We start from the raw sequence: 22,152 nt of genomic DNA, 5'->3' as shown, positions 1-22,152 counted from the left end.
GCGCAAAGTGGGCCCAAAGGCCCGCGAACCTAGCCCCAAGGGGTTAGAAAACGACTCGTTTTGGCCGGATTCGGCGCATTCTTGTTATCAGTACCCCGGAAGAGCCATTTTGAATGGCCTTGTTCAGCATTGCCTTAAGTTACATTGCGGTGCAATTTAACTTGGAAACGCCATGCCCTCCTTCATTTCCAACCTTTCGGTTGCCAAGCGATTAGGCTTGGGTTTTGCCCTCGTTCTGGCTCTTTCTGTGGCCATCATTGTGGTCAGCATTACGCGGCTGAATGCGGTGGCAGAGGCTGCCCAGTACATGGTGGCCAGTCCCATCAAAACCGAGCGCATCGTCAGCGACTGGTACCGCAACATCCACACCGGCGTTCGCCGAACGGGTGCCATTGCCAAGAGCAACGACCCGGCCATGGCCACTTTCTTTGCCGAAGACCAGGCCGCATCGTCCAAATCTTCCAGCGAATACCAAAAAATGGTGGAAGCGTTGATGGACACCGAGCAGGAAAAAACCCTCTTCAAGCAGATATCGGAAGAGCGCAAAGCCTACATCGCCGTGCGAGACAGCATCCTGGAGCTGAAAAAAGAAGGCAAGACCGAAGAAGCCAGCCAGCTGCTGGACCAAAAATTCACCCCCAACTCCAAAAACTACATAGCCAAGATGGAAGAGCTGCTGAACTACCAGCGCCAGGACATCGACAACCAGGCCAAGCTCATCCAGGACAACTTCGCGGCCAGCCGCAACCTGATGGTGGTGCTGGGAATCATCAGCCTGGTGTTGAGTGCTGTTGTGGCCTGGCTGCTGTCGGGCTCCATCACCGGGCCTTTGGCCCAGGCCAGCGCCGTTGCCCGCCAGGTGGCATCGGGCGACCTGACCGCCCGCGTTGACAACCAGCGCACCGACGAACTGGGCGAACTCCTGTCTAGCCTGCAGACCATGCAGACCAGCCTGGTGCAGGTGGTGTCGAACGTGCGCTCCGGCTCGGAAAGCGTCTCCACCGCCAGTGCCGAAATTGCCGAGGGCAACAACGACCTGAGCGCCCGCACCGAAAGCCAGGCCAGCGCCCTGGAGAAAACCGCGGCGTCGATGGAAGAACTCAGCTCCACCGTCAAGCAAAACGCCGACAACGCCCGCCAGGCCAACCAGTTGGCCCTGAGCGCCTCCAGCGTCGCCATTCAGGGCGGCCAAGTCGTGGGCCAAGTGGTCGAGACCATGAAGGGCATTAACGAATCCTCGCGCAAGATCTCGGACATCATCCAGGTGATCGACGGCATTGCCTTCCAGACCAACATCCTCGCGCTGAATGCTGCGGTCGAAGCCGCCCGCGCGGGCGAACAGGGCCGCGGGTTTGCCGTGGTGGCCAGCGAAGTGCGCAGCCTGGCCGGACGCTCGGCCCAGGCCGCCAAGGAAATTAAGAGCCTGATCGGTGCCAGCGTCGAGCGGGTCGAACAAGGCAGTTTGCTGGTGGACCAGGCGGGCGTGACCATGACCGAAGTGGTCAGCTCCATCCGCCGGGTGACCGACATCATGGGCGAGATCAGCGCCGCCAGCAACGAACAGTCGCTGGGCGTGGCCCAGATCGGCGAAGCCGTGACCCAGATGGACCAGGCCACCCAGCAAAACGCTGCCCTGGTCGAGGAAATGGCCGCAGCCGCCAGCAGCCTGCGCAACCAGGCCCATGACCTGGTGCAGGTCGTCGCCGTGTTCAACCTGGGCGCCCAGGGGGGCCCGCAGAATCTGTCGCTGGGCATGCACCGCTAAGCGGGAACCTTTCTCTCCGCCCGGTATCATCTTCCCATGCGTCGCCTTTTCCTCATCTTCATGATTGCCTTGCTGCCTTTGCGCGGCTGGGCGGGCGAGGTGATGGCGATGGACATGTTGGCGCAGCATACCCCTGCTATACAAAAAGTAGCTGCTCACGCTCACCAGGCGAGCACAAGCAGCACTTTTGATATGGAAATGCAGGCCGACTGCCATGAGGCCTCAGAGGCCACACCGTCTGATGGCGGTACCTCTCACTGCGGCACCTGCCCGCTGTGCCAGATGTGCCACACCGTGGCCGCCCCCGCACCGTTCGAAGCCCTACCCACCTTCTGGCTGCCCCATGCGCAGCCCACCACCGGCCCCGCCCGGTTCGCCAGCGCACCCGCCGCGTTTGCGCTGAAGCCACCGATTTCCTGAACGTCCTAGCCGTAGTCCGTCTGCAATCTGCCTGAACCGGCAGCGTTGCGGATACCGCTTGCACCGTTCAGGAGATTATTTTGAGAACCCTATTTTTAAGCGCCGGTGCGCTGCTATGTGCAGCCACGTGGGCGCAGAGTGCCGCCGATCCCTCGGTGCGCGTACCCACAGTCACCTACCGCTCGGTGTTTGCCGACACCTCCATCGGGGTGGAAACCCAGTCGCTGGACTGGAAGCGCGCCCATGCCGAGGTGGCCCAGTTCCCGCGCGGCCATGTAGATGTGTTGAAGTGGGAACGGGCCCAGCCCGCCCAAAATCCCCAGGTTGCCAAATGAGCCGCCGCTTGAAAACCACCGGCATGGCGTTGGCCCTGCTGGCGCTGACCGGCTGCGCCACGCTCTCGCCCGACGGCGACCTGGGCGCGGTGCAACAGCTCACCCAAGGCAAAACCAGTGGTGTCAACGCGCAGCTAAAACCTGACCCGCTAGCCATTGCCGACCTGCTGGCCCAGCCGCTGAGCGCCGAGGCTGCGGTGCGCATCGCCCTGCTGAACAGCCCGCAATTGCAGGGCTCACTGGCCGCCTTGGGCGTGAGCGACGCAGACCGCGTGCAAATGGGCCGCCTGCCCAACCCGCACTTCGCCATTGGCCGCTTCACCGAAGGCGACACGCACGAGATCGAACGCATGCTCAGCTTCAACGTGCTCGGGCTGCTGGCCCTGCCCTGGCGCGCCCAGTGGCAAGGCCAGCAGCACGCAATGGCCCAGTTGCAGGCTGCGCAAGACGTGGTGCGGCTGGCAGCCGACACCCGCAAGGCCTGGATCACCGCCGTGGCCGCCCAGCAAAGCGCCCGGTACCTGCGCGACGTGAAGGAGGCTGCCGAGGCCGGTGCCGAGCTGGCACGGCGCATGGCCCGGGTGGGCAACTGGAGCCGCCTGGAGCAGGCCCGCGAACAATTGCTGCTGGCAGAAGCCACCGCGCAGCTCGCCCGTGCCCAGAACGTCGCCTTCAGCACCCGTGAAAAACTCACCCGGCTGATGGGTCTGTGGGGGGCGCAAACCGGCTTTGTGCTGGCCGACCGCTTGCCCGACCTGCCCAAGGCCGCCACCGAGATGACCGATATCGAAGCCCGGGCTCTGCGCGAGCGGCTGGATGTGCGCGCCGCCGTGGCCCGCAACGGCACTATCGCCCGGCAAGAAGGCTTTGACAAGGTGGAGGGCTATTTCGACGGCCTGGCACTCAGTTATACCCGCAACACCAGCTTCGATAACGCAGCAGGCAGCAAATCCGCCAAGCGCGGCTGGGAGCTGGAGCTGCCCTTGCCCCTGTTCGACTGGGGCGGCGCCCGCCATGCCCGCTCCAAGGCGGTGTATCTGCAATCGACGGCCCAGGTGCGTGCCGTGGCCATCCAGGCCCGCTCCGAGGCGCGCGAGGCCTATTTGGGCTACCACACCGCGTTTGACCTGGCGGTGCACTACCGCGACGAGATCGTGCCGCTGCGCAAGTTCATCAACGACGAACTGGTGCTGCGCTACAGCGGCATGCTGGCCAGCGTGTGGGAGCTGCTGGCCGACACGCGCCAGCACAGTTTGAGCGTGAACAGCGCCATCGAAGCCCAGCGTGACTTCTGGCTGGCCGAGGCCGATTTGCAAACCGCGTTGACCGGCACCTCGCCTGGCGCGCTGGCATCCCTCTCGTCAGGCGCAGCCGCCGACACCGCAACCACCCAAGGACATTGACATGGACCGCAGAACTTTTTTCAGCGGCGCTGTGCTGGCCGCCAGCGTCAGCAAAGTGGCCCTGGCTGCCCTGCCCGAGCCGGTGATCGCCACCACCCCCGCCACCGCCCCGCCGCTCATCCCGACGACAGGCCGCCCCTACAACCCGGTGGTCACCTTGAATGGCTGGACCTGCCCCTGGCGCATGAACGCCGGGGTGAAAGAATTTCACCTGGTGGCCGAGCCCGTGGTGCGCGAAATCGCCCCCGGCATGCAGGCCAGGCTGTGGGGCTACAACGGCCAGTCGCCCGGCCCCACCATCGAGGTGGTGGAAGGCGACCGCGTGCGCATCTTCGTCACCAACCGCCTGCCCGAGCACACGACCATCCACTGGCACGGCCAGCGCCTGCCCAACGGCATGGACGGCGTGGGCGGGCTCACCCAGCCGCAGATCCCGGTGGGCAAGACTTTCGTGTACGAATTTGTGGCGCGCCGCCCCGGCACCTTCATGTACCACCCGCACGCCGATGAAATGGTGCAAATGGCCATGGGCATGATGGGCTTCTGGGTGACGCATCCCAAAGCCAAAACGCCTTTGGTTGCCGAAGTGCAGCGCGACTTCTGCTTTTTGCTCAACTCCTACGACATCAGCCCCGGCAGCACCACGCCCCGGCCCAACACCATGCTGGACCAGAACCTGTGGACCTGGAACAGCCGGGCCTTCCCTGGCATCGACACGCTCAACGTGCGCCAGGGGGACCAGGTGCGCATCCGCGTGGGCAACCTCACCATGACCAACCACCCCATCCACCTGCACGGCCACGAATTTGTGGTCACCGGCACCGACGGCGGCCCGGTGCCCCCCAGCGCCCGCTGGCCCGAGGTGACCACCGACATCGCCGTGGGCCAGATGCGGCAGATCGAGTTTGTGGCCGACGAGCCCGGCGACTGGGCCCTGCATTGCCACAAAAGCCACCACACCATGAACCCCATGGGCCACACCGTCCCCAACATGATTGGCGTGGACCACCGGGGCTTGGTGCAAAAGATCCAGAAACTGGTGCCCGACTACATGCTGATGGGCGAGCGCGGCATGGCCGACATGGGCGAGATGCAAATGCCCATTCCCGACCAGACCCTGCCCATGATGAGCGGCGCCGGGCCGTATGGCCCTATCGAGATGGGCGGCATGTTCACCACCCTCAAGGTGCGCAAGGACCAGAAGCCGGGCGACTACAGCGACCCGGGTGCGTACCAGCAACCACCGGGCACGCGGGCGTTTGAGTGGACGGGCAGCTTGGCCGAACCTGCACGCCCTGCAGCCGTCGCCCCGACCGATGCTGTGCAAGTGCACAAACCGGGCGCACACAGCGGGCACTGAATGCTTCTGCTACCAAAAAAATAGCTACTTACGCCCATGGAATGAGCGCAAGCGCCCGATTTTCTTTAAATTTTGAACCCTGAAAACACACCATGCAAAAAACCACCCTCTCCCTGATTTCCGCCCTGCTCGCCACTGCCAGCGCCTTGGCCTGGGCCCACGGCGACGCCATCCACGCAAAAGCCGCTGGCCCCGTAAAAATAGAGCAAAAAGCCTGGGGCATTGCAGGCAACCCGAAAAAGGTCAATCGCACTATCACCTTCACCATGACCGATGCCATGCGCTTCGACCCCAGCCAGATCACGGTCAAGCAAGGCGAAACCATCCGGTTCGTCATCAAAAATGGCGGCGGCATGTTGCACGAAATGGTCATCGGCACCCCCCAGGATCTGGACGAGCACGCCGCGCTGATGGTCAAGTTTCCCAACATGGAGCACGACGAGCCGTATATGGCCCACGTGGGCGCAGGCAAAACCAGCGAGATCGTCTGGAACTTCAACCAGGCCGGCAGCTTTGACTTTGCCTGCCTGATCGCCGGGCACTACCAGGCCGGCATGCGCGGCAAGATCACCGTCGCGGCCCAATAAACCCAAGGACAGACCATGCGTACCACCTTCCTCAAAGCCTTCGGCATCGCCGCCATCAGCACCGCCGCCCTGGCTCAGGCCACCCTGCCCTACACCGACGGCGAAGTCCGCAAGGTCGACCTGTCGGCCCAAAAGATCACCCTCAAACACGGCGAGATCAAGAACCTGGACATGCCGCCCATGAGCATGGTGTTCCAGGTCAAAAACTCGGCGCTGCTGGAGAAAGTCAAAGCCGGGGACAAGGTAAGGTTTGTCGCCGAGCAGATCGGTGGCGCGCTGGTGGTGACCGACTTGCAGTCAGTGCCTTAGTGCAAATCCGCCGCCAGCGTCTCAATGATCGGGCACGGCAGCTCCTTGCCCGTGTGTTCGCAGCTATCGATCAGATGCGACAGTGCCTGCTGCATGCGCTGCAAGTCGGCCAGCCGGGTGCGGATCTCGTCCAGCCGCTGGCCCGCAATCTGGCGGATGGCATGGCGGTCCAGGCCATCTTCCAGCGACAGCAGCTCGGCCACCTCGCCCAGCGAGAAGCCCAGCTCCTGCGCCCGCTTGATGAAGCGGATGCGCTGGCCCAGCGCCGCCGGGTAGTAGCGGTAAGCCCCGCGCGCCTCGGGCACCGGCAGCAGGCCGCGTTGCTGGTAGTAGCGGATGGTTTCTACCCCCACCCCGGCGGCTTTCGCCAGCTTGCCGATGGTCAGGGTGGTAGTTGCAGTAGTTTGCATAGATATTTTGAAAAACGCTTGACTCTGGGGTTGACTACGGAGTTTATGCTCCATCCATAGAGTTTGCAAAGGAGCCTCCATGAAAGACCCGGTCTGTGGCATGACTGTGACCGAAAAGTCTGCCCATGCTCATCCCTACTTGGGTCATAGCTACTATTTTTGTAGTGCGGGCTGCAAAACCAAGTTTGTGGCCAATCCGCAGAAATACCTGGCCCCCCCAGAACCCAGCCCAGCCCCAGCGGTGGCCGGGGCCACCTACAATTGCCCCATGCACCCCGAGGTGCGGCAAGGCCACCCGGGCAGTTGCCCAAAGTGCGGCATGGCGCTGGAGCCGGAAATGCCCAGCCTGGACGAGGCCGAAAACCCCGAGCTGGTGGACTTTCGCCGCCGCTTCTGGTGGACCTTGCCGCTCAGCACCACGGTGATGCTGCTGGCCATGCTGGGCCACCGCCTGCAATGGTTCGACATGCAGGTGCAAAGCTGGATCGAACTGGCCTTGAGCCTGCCGGTGGTGCTCTGGGCGGGTGCGCCGTTTTTTGTGCGTGGCTGGCAGTCGCTGCGCCACCGCAGCCCGAATATGTGGGCCTTGATCAGCCTGGGTACAGGCGCGGCTTTTGTTTACAGCCTGGTGGCCACACTGGCACCGCAGGTGTTTCCGGCATCGTTCATGTCCATGGGCCGGGTGGCGGTGTACTTTGAAGCGGCGGCGACGATCATTTCGCTCACCCTACTGGGCCAGTTGCTGGAGCTCAAGGCCCGCTCACAGACCTCGGCGGCCATCAAGTCCCTGCTGGGTCTGGCGCCCAAAACCGCCCGCCGCATCGCCGACGACGGTAGCGAAGCCGACATTCCGCTGACCCACGTGCACATCGCCGATCGCCTGCGGGTGCGCCCTGGCGAAAAAGTGCCGGTGGACGGTTTGGTGCTGGACGGCAGCAGCGCGGTAGACGAATCCATGCTCACCGGCGAGCCCATGCCCGTGAGCAAGCGCAGCGGCGACAAGCTGATCGGCGCCACGCTCAACACCACGGGGGCCCTCACCATGCAGGCCGAGCGGGTGGGCTCCGGCACCATGCTGGCGCAGATCGTGCAAATGGTGGTGCAGGCCCAGCGCTCCAAAGCGCCGATGCAGCGCATGGCCGACACGGTGGCGGGCTATTTTGTGGGTGCGGTGGTGTCCATCGCCTTGCTGACGCTGGTGGCCTGGGGTATTTTTGGCCCCGCGCCCAGCTGGAGCTACGGTCTGATCAACGCGGTGGCGGTACTTATCATCGCCTGCCCTTGCGCTCTGGGCCTGGCCACACCCATGTCCATCATGGTGGCCACCGGGCGCGGGGCCACCCAGGGCGTGTTGTTCCGCGATGCTGCGGCCATTGAAAATTTTCGCCAGATTGACACCTTGATCGTCGATAAAACCGGCACGCTGACCGAAGGCAAGCCGGTATTCCACAGCGCGCTGGCCCTGCCGGGCTTCGATACCGACGGCGTGCTACGCCTGGCCGCCAGCCTGGACCAGGGCAGCGAACACCCGCTGGCCGATGCCATCGTGCGGGCCGCCCGCGACAAAAGCCTGGCCTTGGCACCCGTGGAGGGCTTTACATCGGCCAGTGGCATTGGCGTGCAAGGCCAGGTGGACGGGCATGCGCTGGCGTTGGGCAATACCGTGCTGCTACAGCAAATGGGCATCTCGGTGGCCGCGCTGGAGGCGCAGGCCGAAACCTTGCGCCGTGGCGGTGCCAGCGTGATCTACCTGGCGGTGGATGGCCAATTAGCCGGCATGCTGGCCGTAGCCGACCCCATCAAGGCCAGCACCGCCGAAGCCCTGGCCGCTTTGACCGCTGCAGGCATTCGCATCGTAATGGCCACCGGCGACGGCGTGGGCACCGCGCAGGCGGTGGCCCAGCAGCTCGGCATTTCCGAGGTGTACGGTGAAGTCAAACCCGCTGACAAGCTGGCCCTGGTGGTTAGGTTGCAAAAAGAGGGCCGCAAGGTGGCCATGGCGGGCGACGGCATCAACGATGCACCGGCGCTGGCCCAGGCCGATGTAGGCATCGCCATGGGCACCGGCACCGATGTGGCCATGCATAGCGCCCAGGTCACCCTGGTGAAGGGCGATCTGCGCGGAATTGCCACGGCACGGGCCTTGTCCCAGGCCACCATGGCCAATATGCGGCAGAACCTGGGCTTTGCCTTTGTCTACAACGCGCTGGGCGTGCCGCTGGCCGCGGGCGTGCTGTTTCCCTGGACCGGCTGGCTACTGTCGCCCATGGTGGCAGCCCTGGCCATGAGCCTGAGCTCGGCATCGGTCATCACCAATGCCTTGCGACTGCGCCACGCCAAGCTGAAAACCGATACCCTTTAGACATCTGGAGTGAACCGACCATGACTACTTTTGAAATCACCGGCATGACCTGCGGTGGCTGCGTCAAGCGCGTGCAAGCCAAGCTGGAAGCCGTCGCCCCTGGCGTGCAGATTCAATTGACACCGCCGCTGGCCACGGTGCCGGGCCCTATGGATGTGGCAGCCCTGCAAGCCGCGTTGGCGGGCAGCCACTACAGCGTGATCGCACCCGCGGTGGTGGCACCACCGCCGCCTGCCATCACGCCCAGTTGGTTCGCCACCTACCGCCCCTTGCTGCTGATAGCGGCCTACATCCTGGGTGCCGGCCTGCTGGTGCAGGGCGCGCAGCTTAGCGGCATGGAAACCATGCGCTATTTCATGGCCGGGTTCTTTTTGGTGTTCTCGTTCTTCAAGCTGCTGGACGTGGCCGCATTTGCCGATGCGTACGCGGGCTATGACCTGCTGGCACGGCGCTGGCGGCCGTGGGGATTCATCTACCCGTTTGTGGAGCTGGCGCTGGGCGCGGCCTACCTGGCCCACTTCCAGCCAGTGCTGACCAATGCGGTGACGCTGGTGGTGATGGGCTTCTCGGCCATCGGCGTGATCAGTGCAGTGCTGGACAAGCGCAGCATCCGCTGTGCCTGCCTGGGCACGGTGTTCCAACTGCCCATGTCCACCGTGACCATCATCGAAGACGTGGGCATGGTGGCCATGGCGGCTATCGCGCTGGCGATGTAGTTACCAGGTGCTTACCAGGTGCCTTTGGGCTTATGGGCCCGCACCGCGCTGGACACCATCTCCACCGTGGCTGGACGGTTGGCCTTCTGGGCGAAGTCGATGGCCGTGAGGTTCTTCTGGTTCTTCAACAGCGGGTCGGCGCCTTCGTCCAGCAGCAGCTTGACGGCATCGTCGCTGCCGTACTGCGCGGCCATCATCAGCGGGGTGCTGCCGTTGGGCGAGGCCGCGTCAATGTAGGCAAAGTTCTCCAGCAGCAGGCGCATCACGTCCAGGTGGCCCCGGGTGGCGGCGTAGTGCAGCGGGGTCCAGCCGGTTTTGTTGACATCCGCGCCCTTGGCGATGAGCTGGGTGCAGATGCTCAGCTGTCCCGCCAGCGCCGCAATCATCAGCGGGCTTTCGTCCTGCGCGGTGCGGGTCTCGGTCTGGATGCCCGGCCAGGCCAGCAAGGCTTTGGCGGCGTTGAAGTTCTCGCCTTTCAGCGCCAAGTAGAGGCCCGAGCGGCCCTGCGCATCGGTGGTGTTGCCGTCAAAACCACGTTGCAGCAGCGACTGGATGCTGCCCGCGTTGTCGCGCTGGATGGCGGTAAAGAAGTCGTCAAACGAACCAGCTTGCGCAGCACTAAACCCCATTAAAACAACAAGGTAGGCGATTTTCTTAAAGTGTTTTATCACGCCAGAACTCCGCGAAACAGGCGGTCAAAATTGGCATTGGTGGTGTGCGCTACCTCTTCCACTGATAGCTTCTTGATGTCTGCCACCTGCTTGGCCACATACGGCACGTAGGCCGGTGTGTTGGTCTTGCCGCGGAATGGCATGGGCGCAAGGTAGGGGCTGTCGGTCTCGATCAGCAGGCGGTCCATGGGCACAAAGGCGGCCACGTCGCGGATGTCCTGGGCGGTCTTGAAAGTCAAAATGCCCGAGAAGGAGATGTAAAAACCCAGGTCCAGCGCGGCGCGGGCCACGGCCTGGGTTTCGGTGAAGCAGTGGAACACGCCGCCCGCGCTGCCCGGGGAGCCGTCTTCGCCCTCCTCGCGCAGGATGGCGATGGTGTCATCGGACGCGCTGCGGGTGTGGATCACCAAAGGCTTGTCCACCTGGCGGGCGGCGCGGATGTGGGTGCGAAAGCGGTTGCGCTGCCATTCCATATCGGCCACCGTGCGCTCGCCCAGGCGGTAGTAGTCCAGCCCGGTTTCGCCAATGGCGACCACACGGGGCAAGGCCGAGCGCTGCAGCAAATCCTCCAGCGTGGGCTCTTGCACGTCGTCGTTGTCGGGGTGCACGCCCACGGTGGCCCAAAAGTTGTCATAGCCGGTGGCCAGAGCGTGCACGTCGGCAAACTCTTCGAGCGTAGTGCAAATACACAGGGCGCGGGTGACCTGGGCCTCGGCCATGGCGGTGCGGATGGCGGGGAGCTGCACGACCAAATTGGGCATGCTGAGATGGCAGTGGGAGTCGGTGAACATCGGGTCAACATGGCAGCGCGCTGGAGCGCTGAGAAAGGCTAAATTGTTTGCGTGGGGCGGTCGGAGGCGAGGTGCGCACCCAAGATTTCTTCAATCTTGATCTTCAGCACGCGGGCCTTTTCCTCTTTGGGAAACTGGATGCCTACGCCCTGGGTACGGTTGCCTGCGGCACGCGCGGGCGTGACCCAGGCCACGCGCCCGGCGATGGGGTAGCGTTGCGGGTCGTCTGGCAGGGACAGCAGCACATACACGTCGTCGCCCAGCTGGTAGTCGCGGGCGGTGGCGATGAACAAGCCGCCTTCGGTGAACATCGGGATGTAGGCCGCGTGCAGCGCGCCTTTTTCCTTGATGGCCAGTTGGATGACGCTGGGGCGGGGCGAGGAATGGTTACTGCTCATGGCTTGGAGTTTAGGACGTTTTGGGCCCGGCCCACCAGCGATTCCAGCAGCAGCCCCGCATTAAACGGGTGTTCCACCACGCGGGCGGTGGCGTTCAGGTCTTTAGACCACTGGGTCAAGGCCGCTAAAGGCGGTGAAGTCGGCAAATCGCTGGCCGCAAAAAACCGCGGTGCGGCCCCCACGCGGGCCAGCAACAGGTCGTAGCAGAGCTTTTGCAGCGCATCGACCACCTGGGCCGGAGCCCAGTCGGCAAACACCGTCAACACGCCCTGCCCCACGGCTCGGGGAATGGCGGACCAACTTTGCGCGGTACGTCCGGTGCGGGCCCATAGCAGGGCATCTTCCGGGCGGCTGCCGGCGGCGGCCAGCAGCACCGGGGCATCGGCAGCGGGCACGCCCTGCGTCTGCAGCCAGGCGGTGGACACGTCTTTTTCCGGCCAGACCATGTTGTGGCCCATGCAGCGGCTGCGGATGGTGGGCAGCAACTGGTGGGCGGCCCCCGTGGCCAGCACAAACTTCACGTCACCCGGCGGTTCTTCCAGGGTTTTGAGCAGGGCGTTGGCCGTGATGTGGTTCATACGCTCGGCCGGGTACACCAGCACCGCCTTGCCCCGTCCCCGCCCGCTAGTACGCTGCGAGAACTCGACCGCATCGCGCATGGCATCCACGCGGATTTCCTTGCTGGCCTTGCGCTTTTTGTCGTCGATGTCGGACTGGGCCTTTTCGCTCAGCGGCCAGCCCAGCTCGACCATCATGGCCTCGGGCATCAGCAGGCACAGGTCGGCATGGGCGTGTACGTCAATGGCGTGGCAACTGGGGCACTGGCCGCAGGCACCCTGGGCGGTGGGCGCGTCGCACAGCCAGGCGCGCACCAGCTCCATCGCCAGGCTGTATTGGCCCAGGCCACTGGGGCCTTGCAACAGCCAGGCGTGGCCGCGCTGGGCCAGCAGGCTGTCGCGCTGCTGCACCACCCACGGGGGTAAAAGGGGGTTGCTCATGCACGGCCCATATCGTCAGGTAACCAGCCACGGCCCACCAGCACGGCGTGGATTTGCTGCCACACCGCATCACGCTCCACGTCGGCCGCGATGCGTGCAAACCGGGCCGGGGCCTGGGCGGCGCGCAGGGCGTAGCCGTCGGCCACGCGGGCAAAAAAGGCGGCAGGTTGGGACTCAAACCGGTCGGGCACCCGGGCCCCGGCCAAGCGCTCGGCGGCCACGGCTGGCGGCAGGTCAAACCACAGCGTTAAATCTGGATTACGAACAAAATTGGCACCTAGCGCAGGTACTGCCTGCACATATAGCTCTAAATTTGATAGCACACCCAAATCAAAGCCCCGGCCACCACCCTGGTAGGCAAAGGTCGCATCGGTAAACCGGTCGCAGACCAGCACCTCGCTGCGCGCCAAGGCGGGTTCGATCACGTTTTGCAGGTGGTCGCGCCGGGCGGCGAAGACCAGCAAGGCCTCGGTAAGCGGGTCCATGGGGTCATTCAGTACGATGGCCCGCAGCTTCTCGGCCAGCGGTGTGCCACCGGGTTCACGGGTCAGCGTGACCACCCTGCCCTGCGCCCGGAAGGCCGCGGCCACGGCGGCGATATGGCTGGACTTGCCTGCCCCGTCTATGCCTTCAAAGCTGATAAAGATGCCGGGGGGGTTCATTTTTTGCGTTGAAACTTATTGACAGCAGTGTTGTGCTCGTCGAGGCTGCTGCTGAACTGGCTGGTGCCGTCGCCGCGCGCCACAAAGTACAGAGCCGTGGTGGCCGCGGGCTGCACCGCGGCCAATAGCGACTGCGTGCCGGGCATGGCAATCGGTGTGGGCGGCAGGCCCCGGCGCAGGTAGGTGTTGTAGGGCGTGTCGGTTTGCAGGTCGCGTTTGCGCAGGTTGCCGTCAAAGTCGGCACCCAGGCCGTAGATCACGGTGGGGTCGGTTTGCAGCGGCATGCCGATGCGCAGCCGGTTGTTAAACACGCCCGCCACCAGGCTGCGGTCGCCAGACTGGCCGGTTTCTTTCTCGATGATGCTGGCCAGGGTCAAGGCCTGTTCTGGGGTTTTGGCTTCGCTGCTGAGCTGGCGCAGCGCCCAGGCGGCGGCCAGTTTTTTGTCCATGGCGTGCATGGCGCGCTTGAGCACCGCAAAGTCGCTGCTGCCCTTGGAGTAGGTGTAAGTGTCGGGGAAGAAGCGGCCCTCGGGATGGACACCCGGGCGGCCCAGCGCGGCCATGATGGAATCATTGCCCAGCGCTTGGCTGTCGGGCCTGAGTTGCTCTGCTTTGGATAGCGCAGCACGCACCTGGGTGAAGGTCCAGCCCTCCACCAACGTCACCGCCCGCAGCGCCTCGTCGCCGCGCACCAGCTTGCCCAGCAGGCCCATGGGCGTGGTGCCCGTGGTGATTTCATAGCTACCGGCCTTAATCTGGCGGGCATTGCCCGAGGCACGGAACCAAGCGTAGAGCAGTACCGGCGAGGTTTGCACGCCCGCGTCTACCGCCGCCTGCGCCACGCCGCGCGCGCCCGTGCCGGGCTCGATCGACAAATCCAGCGATGGCGCGGCCAGCGTCAGTGGCTGGTGTAACCACCACCATGCTGCACCGCCGCCCACACCCGCTACCAAGAGCAAAACCAAGATCAGACGACGCACAGCCTTACAAGCCTTATAAATAACAAGGGGCGATGATAATTCACACTATGACCCATTTACCCAACGGCTCCGCTCCCCTCACCCACCTGGGCGTCATCCGCGCCGAAGGTGCCGATGCCGCCAAATTTCTGCACGGCCAGCTGACGCAAGACTTCGCGTTGCTGGGCACGGCTGAAGCCCGTCTGGCTGCGTTCTGCAACGCCAAAGGCCGCATGCAAGCCAGCTTTATCGGCTTCAAACGCAACCCCACCGAGATTTTGCTCGTCTGCCACCGCGACCTGCTGGCCGCCACGCTCAAGCGCCTGAGCATGTTTGTGATGCGCGCCCAGTCCAAATTGACGGACGCAACGGCGGACTTTGCGCTCTACGGCACCATCGGCGGCCCGGCCCAGCCCGCCTGGACCACCGCCACGGTGGACGGCACCACCACCATCGCCCTCTACCCCGCCGACGGCCAGCCCCGCACCATGGTCATCGTCCCCACCGGCACCCCCGCGCCCGCAGGCCCGGCGCTGAGCCTGGATTTGTGGCTGTGGAGCGAGGTGCGCAGCGGCATCGCCACGGTATCCACCCCGATTTTTGAGGCTCTGGTGCCGCAGATGCTGAACTACGAGTCGGTCGGCGGTGTGAACTTCAAAAAAGGCTGCTACCCCGGCCAGGAAATCGTGGCCCGCAGCCAGTTCCGCGGCACCCTGAAGCGCCGCGCCGCCATCGTGCATGGCGAGGTGGCAATGGCCGCTGGGCAAGAAGTGTTCCATTCCGCGGATGCCGAGCAGCCCTGCGGCGTGGTGGTGCAGGCCGCCGCCGCCCCCGAAGGCGGCTGGGACGCGATTGTGTCGCTGCAGCTTGCAGCGATGCAGGACGGGACTTTGACGGTAGATGGAGTGGCTTTGACGCTGCTGCCCCTGCCCTACGAACTACTGGCCGATATCTAAAAACATCTCAATGTGCGGAATCCCCACTTCCGCAACCACCTCGCCCCGCGGCGTGAAGCCCAGCCGCTCGTAAAACCCCTGGGCGCTGGTCTGGGCGTGCAGGCACACCTCCGTATGACCCCGCTCTCGCGCGGCTTGCACCAGAGCCTCCAGCACCAGCTGGCCCAGGCCGCTGCCGCGCAGATGGGACAGCACTGCCATGCGCCCGATCCGCCCGACACCCGGTGCGTGCACCAGCAGCCGCCCGGTGGCGACCGGCTCCTCCTGGGCATTGCAAATGACAGCATGCACGGCAGTCTGGTCAGCCACATCCCATTCCATTTCGGCAGGGATGTTTTGCTCGTGTACGAACACGGCGGTGCGCACCTGCGAGGCTTGGATGCCGAGCTGGCTCCAGGAGCCGATAGTCAAAGTAGTCATAAATTAAATGCGTTACGTAAGGCCTGTGCGGCAGCTTGGTGGGCTAACTTGGCTTCGGGAATGGCGCGGCCCATTTTGATGAATTCGTGGGTCACACCGCGGTAGATATCCAGATCCACCGGCACACCGGCCAGGCGCAGCTTGTCGGCGTAGAGCACGCCCTCGTCCACCAGCGGGTCGCATTCGGCCAACCCGAACCAGGCGGGGGCCACGCCGTCTACGTCGGGGGCCTCCAGCGGGGCGAAGCGCCAGTCGCTGTAATCGGCAGCTTGCGGCAGGTAGTGGCTGAAGAAGAAGTGGATTTGCGCCTGGTCCAGCAAGAAACCGCTGCCAAAGCGGCTGTGCGAGGGCGTATCGGCATTGGCTGCGCAGCCGGGGTAGAACAGCAGTTGCAAGGCCAGCGGCAACTGGGCATCGCGGGCCTGGATGGCGCAGACCGCCGCCAGCGTGCCACCTGCGCTGTCGCCACCCACCGCCACCCCGGTGGTATCGGGCTGGGCGGCCAGCCAAGCCAGCGCGTCCCAGGCATCCTCCACAGCGGTGGGAAAGCGGTGCTCGGGCGACATACGGTAGCCCAGCGAGACCACGGCGCAGCCACTGAGGCGGCTGAGTTCGCGGCACAAAATGTCGTGGGTGTTAACGCTGCCGATCATGAAGCCGCCACCGTGCAGGAAGAGCAAGGTGGGCAAAGGCTCGAAAGATGGTGCGTAGCGCCGGGCGGGCATGGCAAAGCCGTCGTGGGCCGCAATCGTGAAGTTCTCTACCCGCGCCAGGGAGGCCTTGGGCACTTCCAGCATAGCCGCGCCGATTTCGTAGGCATCGCGGGCTTGCTGCGGCGTGAGCAGGTGCATGGGCGTGCGGCGGGCGCGGGCCATGCGGTGCAAGACACCGGCCATGGCGGGGGTAAGTGGGGCGTGGGGCGTGGAATGCATGGGGCATGATCGTAACGGCCCGCTGTCATGGTTTTGCAACCGAAACCTCTTCTACTCAGGGTTTTATCGAAGGCCCAAGCCCATGCCCACACAGCAGCGCCCGCAAAGCCGGGGCGAAGAAATCGCCAACACCCTGAGCCACGGCATTGCGCTGGCGGCGGCGCTGGTAGGTGTGCCGTTTTTGCTGCTGGCGGCCGGTCCGCATCTGCTGGGCACCGGCGTGTTTGCGGTGACGCTGCTGCTGCTGTACCTGTCGTCCACCCTGTACCACGCGCTGCCTGCGGGGCGGGCCAAGCAGCTGTGGCTGCAGGTGGACTACGGGGCGATTTATTTTTTTATTGCAGGCAGCTACACCCCGTTTGCGCTCAGCGCGGTGTCAGGCGTATGGGGCTGGACGCTGTTTGCGCTGGTCTGGCTGCTGGCCATCGCGGGCACGGCCTTGAAGGTGTTGGGGCGTTTGTCGCACCCTTGGTTGTCTACCGGGCTGTATGTAGCGATGGGCTGGCTGGTGCTGGTGGCCGCCGTGCCGCTGGTGGGGCAGCTCTCGCCTTCGGGCCAGGCCTGGCTAGTGGCGGGCGGCGTAGCCTATACCGCCGGGGTGGTGTTTTTTGCGCTGGACGGCCGCTGGCGCTATGCGCATGCGGTGTGGCATGGCCTTGTGGTGCTGGGCAGCGCCTGCCATGCCTGCGCGGTGCTGTCACATTTTTGAAATCAAACGGTCATGGTGGGAGGGGCTGCGTCGGGTCCAATGGGGTATTCCCCTGCCATCCAAAGGACCACCCCATGAACGCCATCAAAGAAGCCCAGAAATTCATCGCCAAACACCCCGAATCCGAAGCCGCCCGCACGTTGGCCCAATTGGTGCTGACGCTGGAATCCACCGAGCCATTTCCGCTGGAGAAGCTGTACGCACTAGACTTGAACCATTTTGACCTAGCGCTGGACATTCTGAAGGAATGGCGGCTGGACCGCTACATCGCAGGCAAATCCAAGCTGTACGACCTGTCCCTGCAGGTCCAGGAGCAAGGCCCACAAGACCGCACCTCGCAGTTTGGCGAACTGGGCTGAGCCAATTACAGCGCGTGCACCTGCCCCATGTCGGGCCGCTGCAGCCACTGGGCGAATTCATCGGCCATTTGCTGGCTGGCGGCAATGGCACCCGTCCAGGCTTTGGCGCGGCTGGGCAGGTCCAGGCCGTAATGGCGAAAGTCGGCGCGGTCGGGCAGTTTGCCGTTGGGCAGGCTTTTGACCCAGTCGGGATTCGGGGCCAGCACCAGCATGTTGTCCAGAAAAGACGAGGACTTGTGCCGCCAGGTCAGCCGCTTGTCCAGCCAGCCGGGCACCACGGCTTTTTGGAAATGCGGGTACAGCACCAGCCCGGCCGCAGCAGATGGCAATTTTTCAGCATCTTTTAGGCCGCCAGCATAGGTTCCATCTACACAAATAGCTATATTATCAATAGCGATCTTGGGTCGCAGGTACTGCAGGTGCAGGTGGTAGTCGGTCAGGCCGCCGTCCCAGTAGGCACCAGGCGGCGCGCCCGGAATGTCGTGTACCGCGCGCAGCACAAAAGGAATCGAGCAACTGGCCAGCAGCGCAGGCACCAGGTTCTGCGCCGTCAGGTCGAACTGGCGGGTGGGGTAGTCGCGGCTGCGAAACGGCAGGCGCGCGTGCTGGCTGGAAAACACCGCCCGCTCCAGCCACGCGCCCATGGTTTTACGGCGCAGCGCATTGGCCAGGTACGCACCCAAAAAGCCCAACGGCGTGCGCAAAGCCTGGTCACGGGCCAGCAGGTGCCGCCCGCGCGAAGTGATGATGTGTAGCTTGAAGCAGGGGTGCTGCAGTACCTCGTCCTCCCGCCCCGTGTAAAACGCCCGCAGGTTGCCGCCAAACACGGCGCTGATGGTGTCGGGCGTGGGCATTTTGCGACCCGGTGGCAGGTCGTAGTGCTGGTAAATATATTCCTGCTCCAGCCGGTCAAAGCCCTGCAGGGGGTCTTTCAGGCAGGCGGTAGACAGGCGCCAGGCCCCGATGGACGCACCTACCAGGTGGATGGTGTGGCTGCTGGAACGCAGCCAGTCGCCAAAAAGAAAGCGGTCCAGCCGCCCCAGTACCAGGCCCTTGGGTCCGCCCGCGGCGGCCGGAATCACCCGTACATCGCGCGGTTGCAAACCGTTGTGCTGCAAGTGTTTGAAGGCCGTGGGCCCGGCGTACAAACGCAGCGCCTGCATGCTTATACGAAGGCCCCCAGGTCGGTTTTGGCCGACCAGTCCAACGGGTCTTGCTGTAGCACCATGTCAATGTCCAGCCCCAGCGCCAGCCCTACCTCGCCAGGGTAGCTGACGGCCAGGGCGTTTTCGTCCAGCTCGACCTCTTTGGCGCGGGCCCGCCAAGCGGCCAGGTGGACCACGCCGGCCAGCGGCTCGTACACGCCGTCGTCAAACGGGGCAACCTGGGACTGCAGGGCATCTACGATGCGGTCGGGGAACTGCCATTTGCGGGCAAACCCCGCGCCCACATCGGCGTAGCAAAAGCCCAGTCGGCGGGTTTCCATGCGGGCACGGCGCAGGTCCAGTGGCAGCAGTTGCAGGTTCAGGGCCGCCATCTCGGCTGGCAGGCCCATGTGCATCACCAACTCACCCACGGCGTGCACCAGGCCTGCCGTGAAGGCCGTGGCCGGGTTTTGCCGCACCGTGCCGGCCAGGGCCCGTGCCAGCTTGGCCACGTTCAGGCTGTAGCGCCAAAACTGCTGCAAATTGATCCCCGGCACGGTGCGAAAGCTCAGGCCCAGTGCTGCAGCTTGGGCCAGGCTGCGCAGGTGGTCGATACCCAGAATCGCCAATGCCTCGGGGATGCTGCTGACCTTGCGCGACAGCTGGAACATGGCCGAATTGGCCAGCGTGAGCAGCCGAGTGGTCAGGGCCGGATCGGTGCCGATCAGTTGGCCCAGCTTGCGCAGGTCGGGCTCGGGACGCGCCAGCTCACTGAGCAGCAACGCCACCGCTTTCGGGATGCTGGGCAGAGCCGCTTCGGAAGCTAGCAGTTCTTTTAACTCCATGGGGGCGGGTTCCTGGCGGATGGGATGTTGCATGGTAAAGGATTCAGCCCTTCCCACGCCGCTGCTTTGTTACCTTCCACCCTGCAGCTTCGCAAAAGCCGAGGCCATGGCGGATTGGGCCGGTGGGCCGTCAACGCGCCGGGGCTGCTGCTGGCCGCGCGCGGCACCTTCAAAGCGGTTGTCGCGCGGACCCCTATCTCCGTTCTGGCGGGCCGGGGCTTCACCGAGCTTCATGCTCAAGGCGATGCGCTTGCGGGCCACGTCCACCTCGACCACGCGCACCTTGACGATGTCGCCGGTCTTGACGACTTCGCGGGCATCGGTGGTGAACTTATGGCTGAGCTGGCTCACATGGACCAGGCCGTCCTGGTGCACGCCCAGGTCCACAAACGCGCCAAATGCGGCCACGTTGCTGACCGTGCCCTCCAAAATCATGCCCTCGACTAGGTCCTTGATGTCTTCCACGCCGTCGTTGAAGCGGGCCACCTTGAAGTCGGGGCGCGGGTCGCGGCCGGGCTTTTCCAGCTCGGCAATGATGTCCTTGACGGTGATCACGCCAAACTTTTCGTTGGCAAACAGCTCGGGCCGCAGGGTTTTGAGCATGTCGGCACGGCCCATCAGCTCGGTGACGGGCTTGGCCGTGACCTTGATGATGTCTTGCACCAGCGGATAGGTTTCGGGGTGCACGCCGGTCATGTCCAGCGGATTATCGCCGCCGCGGATGCGCAAAAAACCCGCGCTCTGCTCAAAGGTCTTGGCCCCCAGACCACTGACTTCCATGAGCTGTTTGCGGTTTTTAAATGCGCCATTGGCCTCGCGCCAGCGCACCACCGCCTTGGCCACCGTGGCCGACAGGCCGGACACCCGCGTCAGCAAAGGCACGCTGGCGGTGTTCAGGTCTACGCCCACCGAGTTCACGCAGTCTTCCACCACGGCTTCCAGGCTGCGGGCCAGGTCGTTCTGGCTCACGTCGTGCTGGTACTGGCCCACGCCGATGGACTTGGGGTCGATCTTCACCAGCTCGGCCAGCGGGTCTTGCAGGCGGCGGGCGATGCTGGCGGCACCGCGCAGGCTCACGTCCACGTCGGGCATTTCCTGCGAGGCGAATTCGCTGGCGGAGTAGACCGAAGCACCCGCCTCGCTGACCACCACGCGCTGCATGGCGGTTTTGGGCGCGCCGCTGGGGTCGGTATGCTTCTCCAGCAACTTCATCAGATCGGCGGCCAGCTTGTCGGTTTCGCGGCTGGCGGTGCCGTTGCCGATGGCGATCAGGTTCACGCCGTGTTTGATGCACAGCTTGGCCAGGGTGTGCAGCGAACCCTCCCAGTCCTTGCGCGGCTCGTGCGGGAAGACGGTGGCGGTTTCCACCAGCTTGCCGGTGGTGTCCACCACGGCCACCTTCACGCCGGTGCGGATGCCGGGATCCAGCCCCAGCACCACGCGCGGCCCGGCGGGCGCGGCCAGCAGCAGGTCGCGCAGGTTGTCGGCAAACACCTTGATGGCGACCTTTTCGGCCTCTTCGCGCAGCTTGGCAAACAGGTCGCGCTCGGTGGACAGGCTGAGCTTGACGCGCCAAGTCCAGGCCACGCATTTGCGGATCAAATCATCGGCAGGACGATTTTGGTGGCTCCAGCCCAGGTGGATGGCGATGCGGCCTCCGGCCAGGGATGGTTTGCCGGGCTCAGGTTCGACAGGTAAGACCAGCTTGGCATCCAGAAACTCCAGCGCCCGCCCCCGGAACACGGCCAGCGCCCGGTGCGACGGGATGCGGCCCATGGGCTCGTCGTAGTCGAAGTAGTCGCGGAACTTGGCGATGTCGGGGTGGTTTTCGTCCTTGCCTGCGGCCAGTTTGCTGCGCAGAAGGCCTTCATTCCACAGCCAACCGCGCAGGTTCTGGATGAGGGCGGCGTCTTCGGCCCAGCGCTCGCTGAGGATGTCGCGCACGCCGTCCAGCACGGCCTGCACGGTGGTGAAGTCGTCGCCGTTTTCGCCTTTTTCGGCCTTGACGAACGGCTGGGCGGCCTCGGCGGGCACCAGCAGCGGATTGCCAAACAGCAGGTCGGCCAGCGGCTCGATGCCGGACTCGCGGGCGATCTGGCCCTTGGTGCGGCGCTTGGTTTTGAAGGGCAGGTACAGGTCTTCCAGCTCCTGCTTGGTGCTGGCCGTGAACAAGGCCGCACGCAGCGCGTCGGTCATCTTGCCCTGCTCTTCAATGCTTTTCACTATTCCCGAGCGGCGGTCTTCGAGCTCGCGCAGGTAGCCCAGGCGGGTTTCCAGCTCGCGCAGCTGGATGTCGTCCAGCCCGCCGGTAACTTCCTTGCGGTAGCGGGCGATAAACGGCACGGTGGCCCCGCCGTCGAGCAGCTCTACGGCGGCGCGGATCTGTTCTTCTCGGGCTTTGATTTCTACTGCGAGCTGGCGGATGATTTTCTGCATGAACGGGAGCGGTTGGGAGACAAGGGCGAGAGTTTGCCACAGCCCTTTAGCGGGCAAATTTAGACATTAAGGCAACGCTGAATAAGTCCCGACCTGGCGCGTGACTTGCATTGGTATTGTCATCCCTCACAAGGCGACAAAGATGAAGCAACACACCCTGGCCCTGGCCGCCGACCAAGAAGCGGGATTCGCCCAGCACCGCAA

The 22,152-nt window shown here is 64.3% G+C and carries 24 protein-coding genes; 12 read left to right on the top strand and 12 right to left on the bottom strand.

What is annotated here, in order from left to right; translation table 11 throughout:
- Positions 1-172 precede the first annotated feature (172 nt).
- The 7 genes from Q0T48_RS21470 (at position 173) to Q0T48_RS21440 (ending at position 6,179) form a co-directional block, all read left to right on the top strand.
- A complete protein-coding gene (locus tag Q0T48_RS21470) occupies positions 173-1,765 on the top strand; it encodes a methyl-accepting chemotaxis protein (RefSeq protein ID WP_295960968.1) in 1,593 nt (530 codons plus the stop codon).
- 36 nt (positions 1,766-1,801) lie between these two features.
- Positions 1,802-2,185, top strand: a complete 384-nt coding sequence (locus Q0T48_RS21465) for a hypothetical protein (protein ID WP_295960966.1) — start codon at positions 1,802-1,804, stop codon at positions 2,183-2,185.
- Between the two features lie 80 nt (positions 2,186-2,265).
- Positions 2,266-2,520: a hypothetical protein gene (locus Q0T48_RS21460; RefSeq protein WP_295960963.1), complete on the top strand. Its 255-nt coding sequence runs from the start codon at positions 2,266-2,268 to the stop codon at positions 2,518-2,520.
- Positions 2,517-3,923: a TolC family protein gene (locus tag Q0T48_RS21455; protein ID WP_295960961.1), complete on the top strand. Its 1,407-nt coding sequence runs from the start codon at positions 2,517-2,519 to the stop codon at positions 3,921-3,923. Before Q0T48_RS21460 ends, Q0T48_RS21455 begins: the two co-directional genes overlap by 4 nt.
- Position 3,924: 1 nt before the next feature.
- Positions 3,925-5,283: a copper oxidase gene (locus Q0T48_RS21450; protein WP_295960958.1), complete on the top strand. Its 1,359-nt coding sequence runs from the start codon at positions 3,925-3,927 to the stop codon at positions 5,281-5,283.
- A 92-nt stretch (positions 5,284-5,375) separates the two neighbouring features.
- Positions 5,376-5,870 (top strand): cupredoxin family protein, encoded by a 495-nt coding sequence (locus Q0T48_RS21445; protein WP_295960955.1) that lies wholly within the window; start codon positions 5,376-5,378, stop codon positions 5,868-5,870.
- 15 nt (positions 5,871-5,885) lie between these two features.
- The gene (locus Q0T48_RS21440) at positions 5,886-6,179 is read left to right on the top strand and encodes a copper-binding protein (protein WP_295960952.1); all 294 of its coding nucleotides are present in this window, start codon (positions 5,886-5,888) and stop codon (positions 6,177-6,179) included.
- On the opposite strand, the gene Q0T48_RS21435 is transcribed toward Q0T48_RS21440, so the two are convergent.
- Complete coding sequence (locus Q0T48_RS21435; RefSeq protein WP_295960949.1) at positions 6,176-6,589, bottom strand: MerR family transcriptional regulator; 414 nt, start codon at positions 6,587-6,589, stop codon at positions 6,176-6,178. The genes Q0T48_RS21440 and Q0T48_RS21435 overlap by 4 nt on opposite strands.
- Before the next feature lie 79 nt (positions 6,590-6,668).
- Between Q0T48_RS21435 and Q0T48_RS21430 the strand changes: the two genes are divergently transcribed.
- Together Q0T48_RS21430 and Q0T48_RS21425 are read left to right on the top strand one after the other, a co-directional pair.
- Complete coding sequence (locus Q0T48_RS21430) at positions 6,669-8,951, top strand: heavy metal translocating P-type ATPase (RefSeq protein WP_295960945.1); 2,283 nt, start codon at positions 6,669-6,671, stop codon at positions 8,949-8,951.
- Between the two features lie 20 nt (positions 8,952-8,971).
- On the top strand, positions 8,972-9,667 hold the full coding sequence (locus Q0T48_RS21425; protein ID WP_295960942.1) for a MauE/DoxX family redox-associated membrane protein: 696 nt from the start codon (positions 8,972-8,974) through the stop codon (positions 9,665-9,667).
- An 11-nt stretch (positions 9,668-9,678) separates the two neighbouring features.
- Here Q0T48_RS21425 and Q0T48_RS21420 read toward each other — a convergent pair whose 3' ends face one another.
- Genes Q0T48_RS21420 through mltG form a run of 6 tightly spaced genes read right to left on the bottom strand, consistent with a single transcriptional unit; the run spans position 9,679 to position 14,167 of the window.
- Positions 9,679-10,338, bottom strand: coding sequence for an ankyrin repeat domain-containing protein (locus Q0T48_RS21420; protein ID WP_295960939.1), 660 nt, complete (start codon positions 10,336-10,338; stop codon positions 9,679-9,681).
- Positions 10,335-11,129 carry a TatD family hydrolase gene (locus tag Q0T48_RS21415; protein WP_295960937.1) on the bottom strand — a complete coding sequence of 265 codons (795 nt, stop codon included), beginning with the start codon at positions 11,127-11,129 and terminating at the stop codon, positions 10,335-10,337. The genes Q0T48_RS21420 and Q0T48_RS21415 overlap by 4 nt, the downstream gene beginning before the upstream one ends.
- A 38-nt stretch (positions 11,130-11,167) precedes the next feature.
- Positions 11,168-11,527, bottom strand: a complete 360-nt coding sequence (locus tag Q0T48_RS21410; RefSeq protein ID WP_295960935.1) for a PilZ domain-containing protein — start codon at positions 11,525-11,527, stop codon at positions 11,168-11,170.
- Positions 11,524-12,525 carry a DNA polymerase III subunit delta' gene (locus Q0T48_RS21405; RefSeq protein ID WP_295960933.1) on the bottom strand — a complete coding sequence of 334 codons (1,002 nt, stop codon included), beginning with the start codon at positions 12,523-12,525 and terminating at the stop codon, positions 11,524-11,526. Before Q0T48_RS21405 ends, Q0T48_RS21410 begins: the two co-directional genes overlap by 4 nt.
- Positions 12,522-13,187: a dTMP kinase gene (gene tmk, locus Q0T48_RS21400; protein WP_295960930.1), complete on the bottom strand. Its 666-nt coding sequence runs from the start codon at positions 13,185-13,187 to the stop codon at positions 12,522-12,524. The genes Q0T48_RS21405 and tmk overlap by 4 nt, the downstream gene beginning before the upstream one ends.
- The gene (gene mltG / locus Q0T48_RS21395; RefSeq protein WP_295960927.1) at positions 13,184-14,167 is read right to left on the bottom strand and encodes an endolytic transglycosylase MltG; all 984 of its coding nucleotides are present in this window, start codon (positions 14,165-14,167) and stop codon (positions 13,184-13,186) included. Before mltG ends, tmk begins: the two co-directional genes overlap by 4 nt.
- 47 nt (positions 14,168-14,214) lie before the next feature.
- Here mltG and Q0T48_RS21390 point away from each other — a divergent pair, with 47 nt between their 5' ends.
- Positions 14,215-15,102, top strand: a complete 888-nt coding sequence (locus Q0T48_RS21390) for a folate-binding protein (RefSeq protein ID WP_295960922.1) — start codon at positions 14,215-14,217, stop codon at positions 15,100-15,102.
- On the opposite strand, the gene Q0T48_RS21385 is transcribed toward Q0T48_RS21390, so the two are convergent.
- Both Q0T48_RS21385 and Q0T48_RS21380 read right to left on the bottom strand, forming a co-directional pair.
- Positions 15,085-15,522: a GNAT family N-acetyltransferase gene (locus tag Q0T48_RS21385; protein ID WP_366888347.1), complete on the bottom strand. Its 438-nt coding sequence runs from the start codon at positions 15,520-15,522 to the stop codon at positions 15,085-15,087. The genes Q0T48_RS21390 and Q0T48_RS21385 overlap by 18 nt on opposite strands.
- Entirely contained in the window at positions 15,519-16,454 is a 936-nt protein-coding gene (locus Q0T48_RS21380; RefSeq protein ID WP_295960919.1) for an alpha/beta hydrolase, read from the bottom strand. Before Q0T48_RS21380 ends, Q0T48_RS21385 begins: the two co-directional genes overlap by 4 nt.
- Before the next feature lie 82 nt (positions 16,455-16,536).
- On the opposite strand from Q0T48_RS21380, the gene Q0T48_RS21375 reads away from it, so the two are divergent.
- The gene (locus tag Q0T48_RS21375) at positions 16,537-17,163 is read left to right on the top strand and encodes a hemolysin III family protein (RefSeq protein WP_295960915.1); all 627 of its coding nucleotides are present in this window, start codon (positions 16,537-16,539) and stop codon (positions 17,161-17,163) included.
- 74 nt (positions 17,164-17,237) lie between these two features.
- The gene (locus tag Q0T48_RS21370) at positions 17,238-17,522 is read left to right on the top strand and encodes a hypothetical protein (protein WP_295960913.1); all 285 of its coding nucleotides are present in this window, start codon (positions 17,238-17,240) and stop codon (positions 17,520-17,522) included.
- 5 nt (positions 17,523-17,527) lie between these two features.
- Here Q0T48_RS21370 and Q0T48_RS21365 read toward each other — a convergent pair whose 3' ends face one another.
- From Q0T48_RS21365 to Q0T48_RS21355, 3 genes are all read right to left on the bottom strand, one after another.
- On the bottom strand, positions 17,528-18,685 hold the full coding sequence (locus Q0T48_RS21365; RefSeq protein ID WP_295960910.1) for a patatin-like phospholipase family protein: 1,158 nt from the start codon (positions 18,683-18,685) through the stop codon (positions 17,528-17,530).
- 2 nt (positions 18,686-18,687) lie between these two features.
- Positions 18,688-19,512, bottom strand: coding sequence for an HDOD domain-containing protein (locus tag Q0T48_RS21360; protein WP_295960971.1), 825 nt, complete (start codon positions 19,510-19,512; stop codon positions 18,688-18,690).
- A gap of 69 nt (positions 19,513-19,581) precedes the next feature.
- On the bottom strand, positions 19,582-21,948 hold the full coding sequence (locus tag Q0T48_RS21355; RefSeq protein ID WP_295960907.1) for a Tex family protein: 2,367 nt from the start codon (positions 21,946-21,948) through the stop codon (positions 19,582-19,584).
- Positions 21,949-22,152: the final 204 nt, after the last annotated feature.

Origin of the sequence: Rhodoferax sp. (assembly GCF_025354435.1) — a bacterium.
GTDB lineage: Bacteria > Pseudomonadota > Gammaproteobacteria > Burkholderiales > Burkholderiaceae_C > Rhodoferax_B.
This window is presented reverse-complemented; position numbering and strand designations above follow the sequence as displayed.